Origin of the sequence: Streptomyces sp. SID3212, assembly GCF_009865405.1 — a bacterium.
GTDB lineage: Bacteria > Actinomycetota > Actinomycetes > Streptomycetales > Streptomycetaceae > Streptomyces.
Genome location: NZ_WWJY01000172.1, coordinates 1 through 7,548, shown reverse-complemented (window position 1 = coordinate 7,548; position 7,548 = coordinate 1). Strand labels below are relative to the sequence as shown.

5 protein-coding genes are annotated in these 7,548 nt (G+C 72.7%); all 5 read left to right on the top strand.

Annotated elements, in window-relative coordinates; genetic code table 11:
• Positions 1-2,342 (top strand): MFS transporter (locus GT042_RS05035; protein WP_161307483.1); only part of this gene is annotated, 2,342 nt, incomplete at its 5' end.
• A 168-nt stretch (positions 2,343-2,510) separates the two neighbouring features.
• The gene (locus tag GT042_RS05030) at positions 2,511-5,006 is read left to right on the top strand and encodes a SpoIIE family protein phosphatase (protein WP_161307482.1); all 2,496 of its coding nucleotides are present in this window, start codon (positions 2,511-2,513) and stop codon (positions 5,004-5,006) included.
• 94 nt (positions 5,007-5,100) lie between these two features.
• Positions 5,101-5,814 carry a class I SAM-dependent methyltransferase gene (locus GT042_RS05025; protein ID WP_161307481.1) on the top strand — a complete coding sequence of 238 codons (714 nt, stop codon included), beginning with the start codon at positions 5,101-5,103 and terminating at the stop codon, positions 5,812-5,814.
• A gap of 274 nt (positions 5,815-6,088) precedes the next feature.
• Positions 6,089-7,087: a dihydroxyacetone kinase subunit DhaK gene (locus GT042_RS05020; RefSeq protein ID WP_161307480.1), complete on the top strand. Its 999-nt coding sequence runs from the start codon at positions 6,089-6,091 to the stop codon at positions 7,085-7,087.
• 60 nt (positions 7,088-7,147) lie between these two features.
• Positions 7,148-7,548 (top strand): DAK2 domain-containing protein (locus GT042_RS05015; protein WP_161307479.1); only part of this gene is annotated, 401 nt, incomplete at its 3' end.

The following is a 7,548-nucleotide window of genomic DNA, read 5'->3' as shown; positions in this document are numbered from 1 at the left end:
CCGGTGGCGCGCCGCCGGCCGAGCCGCTGAGCCCCCGCCGGGTCCGGCTCGTGTTCTTCGGGCTGATGCTCGCCCTGCTGCTCGCCGCGCTGGAACAGATGATCGTGGCGACCGCCCTGCCCAAGATCGTGGGGGAGCTGCACGGCCTGGAGCGGATGTCCTGGGCGATCACCGCGTATCTGCTGACCTCCACGATCGGTCTGCCGATCTACGGCAAGCTCGGCGACCTCTTCGGCCGCAAGGGCGTCTTCCAGTTCGCGATCGTCGTGTTCGTCATCGGCTCGGCCCTGGCCGGCTGGTCCCGCACCATGAACGAGCTGATCGCCTTCCGCGCCGTCCAGGGCGTCGGCGCCGGCGGACTGATGATCGGCGTCCACGCGATCATCGCGGACATCGTGCCGCCCCGGCAGCGCGGCCGGTTCATGGGGCTGATCGGCGGCGCGTTCGGCCTCGCCTCGGTGGCGGGTCCGCTGCTCGGCGGGTTCTTCACCGACCACGTGTCCTGGCGCTGGTGCTTCTACTTCAACGTGCCCTTCGGCCTGCTCACCCTCGCCGTGGTCTCCGTCGTCCTCACCCTCCCCAAGCCCACCAGCCGGGGCCGGCTGGACATCCTTGGCGCGCTGATGCTCGCCGCCGCCTCGACCTGCCTGGTGCTGCTGACCAGTTGGGGCGGTACGGAGTACGCGTGGGGCTCACGCGTCATCCTGGGACTGGCCGCGGGCGCCGTCGGAACCACCCTGCTGTTCCTCGTCGTCGAGCACTTCGCGCCCGAACCGATCATCCCCCTGCGGCTGTTCCGCGACTCCGTCTTCACCCTCACCGGTCTGATCGGCGCGGTGCTCGGCCTCGCGCTCTTCGGGGCCGCCAGCTATCTGCCGACCTTCCTCCAGATGGTCGACGGCGCCTCCGCCACCGAGTCGGGCCTGTTGATGCTGCCGATGATGGGCGGCATCGTCGTCGCCTCCGTCGTCTCCGGCCAACTCATCAGCCGTACCGGCCGCTACAAGATCTACCCGGTGGTGGGCGGCGCGCTGTCGGCCGCCGGGATGTGGCTGCTGTCCCGGCTGGACGCCGACACCTCCATGCTCGAATGCGGCTTCGCCCAGGCGGTGTTGGGCCTCGGCATCGGGCTGGTGATGCCCGTGCTCATCCTCGCCGTGCAGAACGCGGTGCCGCCCTCCGACCTGGGCGTCGCCACCAGCGCCAACAACTACTTCCGGCAGATCGGCGGCAGCGTCGGCGCCGCCGTCTTCGGCACGCTGTTCGCCAACCGGCTCGCCGACGCGCTCGCCGACCGGATCCCGGCGGGCGCCGCGCTGCCGAACGCGCACTCCATCACCCCGCAGATGGTCCACGCGCTGCCGCCCGCGCTGCGGGACCACTACATCCAGGCGTACGCGGACGCGATGCCGCGGATCTTCCTCTATCTCGTGCCGGTGCTCGTCCTCGGCCTGTTGCTCGCCTTCTTCCTCAAGGAGAAACCGCTGGTGTCCTACAACGCCCCCGCCGCCGAGTCCTCCGCCGTCCCCGCCGCGCGCGCCGCCGCGAACGGCGCCCCGGTCGCCGCGCCGTCCCCGTACGCCCCGGGAGTGGCCGTCTGCGGCATCGTGCAGCACTACGACGGCAGTACGGTCCCGCGCGCCGCGCTCACCCTCATCGACGTCCAGGGGCAGCAGATCGGACGCGGGGCGAGCGGCGAGGACGGGCGGTACGCGCTGAGCGTGCCGGGCGCCGGCTCGTACGTGATGATCGCGGCGGCCGGCGGCCACCAGCCGCAGGCCGTCACGGTCACCGTCGGCGAGCGCCCCGTCGAACTGGACGTGGTCCTCGGCGGCGCGGGACGCCTCGCGGGCGCGGTGCTCACGGCGGACGGCACGCCGGTACGGGACGCCGCCGTGACCCTCACCGACGTACGGGGTGACGTGGTGGCGTCCACCCGCAGCGGGCGCGAGGGCGCCTATGTGATCGGCGAACTGGTCGCGGGGGAGTACACGCTGGCCGCGAGCGCCCCCGCCTTCCGCCCCGCCGCGCTCCCCGTCAGTGTGCAGTCCTCCCGCGAGACCCGGCAGGACATCGAGCTGGCGGGCGGGGCGGTGCTGCGCGGTACGGTACGGGCCGGGGGCGGCCGGCCCGTCGAGGACGCCCGCGTCACGCTGCTGGACGCGGCGGGCAACGTGGTCGACACCCTCACCACCGGCTCCGACGGAACCTTCCGCTTCGTGGATCTCTCTTCGGGGGAGTACACGGTGATCGCGGCGGGCTATCCGCCGGTCGCCACGGTGCTCCGGATGGCGGGCGGCGGACGCACCGAACGCGACCTCCAACTGGGTCACGCGGACTGAGCGAAGCGCGCCGCGGGACCGTTGAAAAGCTGACTGAATTTCAGTCAATTCCCAGGCGTGCGCGGGCGCACCACCTATTAGTTCATTGCCCGGCGCTTCTCGTGCGCGGGGCCGTACCGTGGTGGGCGGAGCCGCAGATCCTGGCGGCAGGGAAGGAGCCTTCCAGCCATGGACAGTGGTGTTCCGCCGGGGCCGCCGCAACAGCCGCTCGCGACGGCAGGCCGGATTCCGCTCGCCGTGGTCGTCGTGGACCGCGACGGCCTCGTGTCGCACTGGTCGACCGGCGCACGGCGTCTTTTCGGCCACTCCAAGGACGAGGCGGTGGGCCGGTCCGCCAGCGATCTGATGCCGGTGGCCGGCGCACTCGCCGACGAGGAGACGGGCCTCGCGCACGACGGATACGCCGGAGAGAGCCGCGCCACGTTCGACGGCCACGACGAGCTGGGCCCCGACCTGCACACCCGTGGCTCGTACCCCACGGCGGGGCGCGCGGCGCTCTCCGAGGACGGGCGCGAGCGGCTCGACGTGCTGTGGTGGGCCTACCCACTGGTCGGTCCCGGACCGGGCCGCCATCTCGTACTCGCCGCCGACGCCGCCCAGTTCGGCGCCGACGGGGCCTCCCCCGCTTCCGACGCCGAGGGCGAAGCGGTGAGGCAGGCCGACGTCCAGCGGATAGCGCCGGGCTTCGCCCTCCACACGGACTTCCCGGACGCGGAGGCGCTGGCCAGGCGCCTGCCCGACATCCTGCCGAACATGAGCCCCGCCGAATCCACCCGCATCGTCTCGCAGGTGCTCGAACTGGGCTATCCCGTACTGGAGTTCAGTCACCACGACCGTGTTCCCGTCACCCCGGACTGGGGTGTGCCCCGGCGGGTGGCGTCCCGGCGGAGCCGGCTGACCGTCGTGGAGGAGGACGGCGGGACCCGGCGCGGCGGCGCGCCCCGGCCCGAACTCGACCTCGAATACGCCGCGGTGCGCGAGAGCCTGGAGTTCCTGAACGAGGTGAGCCGCCGGATCGGCTCCTCCCTCGACCTGGAGCGCACCATCCGAGAGGTCACCAGCGCCGCCGTCCCGCGCTTCACCGACTTCGCCGGTACGCACCTGCGCGCCGCCGTCCTCGCCGGGGAGGGGTTCCCGGACGGGCCGCCCGACGTCACCACCGTCTGGCACCGCGTCTGGGTCGAGCACAACGACGAACCGGGCCGCTGGGACGACACCGTGCCGATCGGCGAGGCCATCTCCTTCCCGGAGCACACCCCGTTCTTCCAGTGCATGGTCACCGGGGAGCCGGTCCTCATCCCGACGCTCAGCGAGGAGGACGGCGACCGTATCTCGGGCGAGTTCGAGAAGCGCGACCTGCGGCCGCTCATCAACAACCGGTCCCTGCTGCTGGTCCCGCTCAAGGCCCGCGACGTCGTGCTCGGCTTCATGGTCCTGATGCGGCGCCCCGAGCGGGAGCCGTTCGACGACATGGACCGTACGACCGGCGCCGAACTGGCCGCGCGGGCGGGCCTCGTCCTCGACAACGCCCGCATGTACACGTACCAGGAGAACGTGGCGGAGACCCTCCAGGACAGCATGCTGCCGACGGTCGCCGCGCGGATGGCCGGCTGTGACACCGCCACCCGCTACCTGCCGGGCACCCGGCTCGGCCGGATAGGCGGCGACTGGTTCGACGCGGTGAAATTGCCCGGTTCCCGTACGGCGCTGGTCGTCGGCGACGTGATGGGGCACGGGCTGCGCTCCGCGGCGATGATGGGCCAACTGCGCACCGCCGTCCAGACGATGGCGACCATGGAGATGCCGCCCGCCCAACTGCTGCGCAATCTGGACGACTTGGCCCAGCGGCTCGGCGAGAGCTATCTCGCGACCTGCCTGTACGCGGTGTACGACCCGATCCGCTCCGAGCTCCAGATCGCCAACGCCGGGCACATCCCGCCCGTCCTGGTCCGCGCCGCCGACGGCCGGGCCGAGGTGCTCGACCTGCCGACCGGCGCGCCCATCGGGGTCGGTGGTGTGGCCTTCGAGACGGCGGTCGTCCGCGTGGCACCCGGTGACCGGCTGGTGCTGTGCACCGACGGTCTGGTGGAGGTGCGCGGCGCGGACATCGGGGAGGGCCTGGCGGCGCTCTGCGAGTCCGCCGCCCATCCCGCCGCGTCGATGAACGACGCCTGCGACACGATCATCCGCGCGCTGAACCCCCGGGGCGGGCGCAAGGACGACGTGGCGCTCCTGATGGCCCGGCTGAACGGCATCCCGGACGGTGACGTCGCCGAGTGGCAACTGGCCCTCGATCCACGCGAGGTGGCACGTGCCAGGCGGCTGGTGCACGGCCGGCTGCTCGACTGGGGCCTGCCGGACGCCGTGGAGACGGCCGAACTGATGGTCAGCGAGCTGGTCACCAACGCCGTCCACCACGCGCGCTCGCACCACGTCGGGCTGCGCCTGGTCCGCACCGACGCGCTGCTGTGCGAGGTCCAGGACGACGAGCCGGCCCCGGCGACCCTGCTGAGCGCGAGCCGGGAGGACGAGTTCGGCCGGGGACTACGGGTGGTGAGCAGTCTCGCCCGGGAGTGGGGGACGAGCAGCACGCCGCACGGCAAGACGGTGTGGTTCGAGCAGGCCCTGGGCCAAAAGGGGCGGGCCCGTCGGGCGAGCCGGTGAAAGACGTTCCCGACCCCTTGCCGGGCAGGCGTTCCGACCGGTAGGCCGGTGCTGCACAACTCTGCTTCTGACGGCTTGACTTGGGGAGACGCACATGGATGTGTCGCAGCGCTACCGGGACGCCTGGGAAGGGTACTGGCGGGAGACCTCCGACGCCCCGGGGGAGGCGATCTGGGACTCGGACGCCTCCCTCAGCGCCGTACCGCACAGCGCGCTGCTGCTGCCGTACGCCGATGTGTCACTGCCCGTGGTCGACCTCGGCTGCGGCAGCGGCACCCAGACCCGCTATCTGGCGACGCTCTTCGCCCGCGCGATCGGCGTGGACCTGTCGCTGGCGGCGGTGGAGCACGCGCGCCGCGCGGACACGGCCGGGGCCGCCACGTACGAACAGCTGAACCTGGTCGACGCGGGCGCGGTGGAGGCATTGGGGGAGCGGCTCGGCGACACCAACGTCTACATGCGCGCCGTCATCCACCAGAGCGAGCCGCAGGACCGCGCGTCGGTCGCCGGGGCGGTCGCGCGGCTCCTCGGGGCGCGCGGACGGGCGTTCGTCGTCGAACTGAGATCCGCCTCGAAGGCGGTGTTCCAGCAGGCGGTGGAGGCGGGCACGCCCGCGAAGCTCCAGCGGGTCTTCGACCACGGCCTGCGGCCCGCCGGGGCGGCCGACGAGGAGGTTCCCGAGCTGCTGCGCGCGGCGGGCCTGAAGATCCTGGACACCGGCGACACGGCGCTCCCGCAGACGGAGCATCTGCCGGACGGCACCAGGATCGACCTGCCGGCGCGCTGGTTCGTGCTCGCCCGGGAGTGAGCGGTACGGGCCCGGAGTGAGTCCTACGGGCCGGGAGCGAGTCTCACGGGCCCGGAGTGAGCGGTACGGGCCGGACGTGAGCGGGACCGGCCCCGGGGGGCGCGAAGGGGGGCGGGGACAGGGCGTGGCCGGGGTCGGGAGGGCGTACGAGAGGCGTTCCCGGGCCCGGAGCGTGCTTCGGCCGCCGGGTCGGTGTGAGTTGCCGCCCGGCGTGTCGTGGCACACGATGGCGTTCCGGTGGTCCGCCCGCGGCGGGTGATTTCTGGGAGCCCACATGGCCTTGTACTTCGGGAACAGTTCGGACTCTTTGGTCATCGACGCGCTGGCCGGCTTCGCCCGGGCCCACGGCGATCTGGTGGCGCACGACGTCGAGCACGGTTTCGTACGGGCCCTGCACACGTCCCCCGCCAGACGGGTGGGCCTGGTGTCGGGCGGCGGCGCGGGGCACGAGCCCCTGCACACGGGATTTGTCGGTCTGGGCATGCTGGACGCGGCCTGTCCGGGCCGGATCTTCGCCTCACCGCACAACCGGCAGGTCTTCATGGCGTCCCGGGCGGTGGCCCGTGAGGACGGCGTACTCCACCTGGTGAAGAACTACACCGGGGACCGCATCAACTTCGGCATCGCGGCGGAGCGCCTCGTCCACGAGGGCATCGCCTGCACCCGGGTGCTGATCGACGACGACCTCGCCTCGGAGTCCGAGGAGATCGCGGCGGGCCGGCGCGGCACCGGCGCGACCGTGCTGGTCGAGAAGGTGCTCGGGGCCGCCGCCGACACCGGGCTGGGACTGCGTGACCTGGCGGACCTCGGGACCGACCTGGTGTCCCGCTGCCGGAGCCTCGCCGTCGCCTCCGCGTCGCACACCGCCCCCACCACGGGGCTGCCCGCCTTCGAGCTGCCGATCGACCGAATGGAGTACGGCGTCGGGATCCACGGCGAGCGCGCGGACCACACCGTCCCCCGGCAGCCGGTCCGGGAGCTGGTCGGGAACATGGCGGGCGCGCTGGAGAAGTCCCTGGGGCTCGGCAAGGGCGCGTCCGTGATCCTCCTGGTCAACGGTCTCGGCTCCCTCACCCGATTGGAGCTGTACGCCGTGCTGGCCGACGCGGCCCGGGTCCTCGACGCGCGCGGCATCACCACCGAGCGGGTGCTGGTGGGCGATTTTGTCACCGCGCTGGACATGCGGGGCTTCTCCCTGTCCGTGATGGTGGCGGACGCCGAGACGGTCAAGCTCTTCGACGCCCCGGCCCGTACCGCTGCCTGGCCCCGCTGAGCCGACCGCTCTCCGTCACCTGGGCGGCAGCGCCGCCGACCCGAAGAGAGGCAGGACGCCATGCACGTCGACGGAACGTTCACCGACGGCTGGATGCGGCGCTTCGCGGCATCCGTCTCCGCCACCGAGGCCGAACTGACCGCGCTCGACCAGGCGGCCGGGGACGGCGACTTCGGCACCAACCTCATGGCGGGACTGGACGCCACACTCCGCTTCCTCGGCGATCCGCCCACCGGCCCGGGGGACCCGGCGGCCCCCCTGCGCGCCGCGGCCACGGCCTTCCTCGACGAGGTGGGAGGGACGAGCGGACCGCTGTTCGGGCTGCTCTTCCACGAGCTGGCGGTGGCCGCCACGGACGCGGGGCCCGAGCTGACCGTGAGCGCGCTGGCCGCCGGCGCGGGCGGTGGGCTGTCGGCGATCCGGCGGGTCGGGGAGGCCGCCCCCGGCGACAAGACGCTGGT